At 47.9% G+C, this 1,133-nt stretch carries 1 protein-coding gene; it reads left to right on the forward strand.

Annotated elements, in window-relative coordinates; all coding sequences use genetic code 11:
* Positions 1 to 549: 549 nt before the first annotated feature.
* Positions 550 to 744, forward strand: a complete 195-nt coding sequence (locus BLW97_RS18225) for a hypothetical protein (protein WP_075324188.1) — start codon at positions 550 to 552, stop codon at positions 742 to 744.
* Positions 745 to 1,133 lie beyond the last annotated feature (389 nt).

The following is a 1,133-nucleotide window of genomic DNA, read 5'->3' on the forward strand; positions in this document are numbered from 1 at the left end:
ACTGTTCCCAAAACCGCACCGCCAGCAGCGCCAATAGCACCGCCACTCAGAGCACGCTGGCCCGTTGGGCTCATGTTGGCACAACCGGCTAATGCCATCACTGCTGTCAAAAGTAAGACTGCCCGGACCCACGAAGCGGCAGGATTTGCAGTTTTTATATCGGTTCTAGACATCGTAACCTCCTGTTCAGGTATTTCTCTATCAGACAATAGTCTGTAGAAATTTGCTCATTCGAGATTATAGCCAACATCTGAGGCTTTCATCTGGCTATGATTCTCGTAGATCCAGGCTGTAATAACCAAAGATGATGCGGACTGGTAGGCCATAAGGCGTCAACTACGGTCTGCTGCGGTCACTGCTATGTGTTGATATTTCATTTTTTGTTCCTATTTTTCAATGTGCTGAACGGGTATCGTTCTCCACTGTTCTTTCTTTGGAACTGATGATGCCAGTACTGTGGTTTGATTTTTCAACCACCATGTGGAATATCTAATGCAGAATGCGTGCCCAAAATTTACAGCCAAAGCTACCCCCACGAAGGATCGAATCATGACGCAAAAAACACGGCCAGACGATCACTGGACGTTAGAGAAACTGCAAAGCCTGCTGGGTTTTATCCTGCGTATAATAATCGCTTGCGGCACCGCCATGATGATCAGTGGCTGCTTGCCGTTAATGGCGGCAAGCGCTGCAGGCAGTGTCGTTTACTATAACATGCCGCATTCCAATAAAAATGCTGATTAAGCGTATTGTCTGACGCCCATTCCCAGTTGCCCTGCTGTGCGGTACATGCGGCCAATGATCGTCTGACAGTGGCTATTATTCCGGGGAGATTCTCAAGTTGACTCAAGAGCGACAACATAAACACTTAAAAATTAACCAGATGGAATAAGTCAGCGTCCCACTGTAGTGGACTGACTACAGTGCAGAAGGGCTCGACCGAATGAAAACTTGCTGAAATCCTGTAGGAATGCTTTTTGCTGGTACGCCTTTGGTCTTTTTTATGGGAGCATCATTATGAAATCCAGCCCCTCCCCCTCAACAGCACGGCGAAAACCGATACTATGGGTGGTGGCTACCACCCTCGTCCTTTCATCTGCTGTTGGGATCACTCCAGCACTCGCCGATAATCT

The sequence above is a fragment of the Acidithiobacillus albertensis genome (assembly GCF_001931655.1).
Taxonomy (GTDB): Bacteria; Pseudomonadota; Gammaproteobacteria; order Acidithiobacillales; family Acidithiobacillaceae; genus Acidithiobacillus; species Acidithiobacillus thiooxidans.

Bases quoted from the DNA above. Each gene is read 5' to 3' on its own strand.
- BLW97_RS18225 (WP_075324188.1), top strand. From the start codon at position 550: ATGACGCAAAAAACACGGCCAGACGATCACTGGACGTTAGAGAAACTG.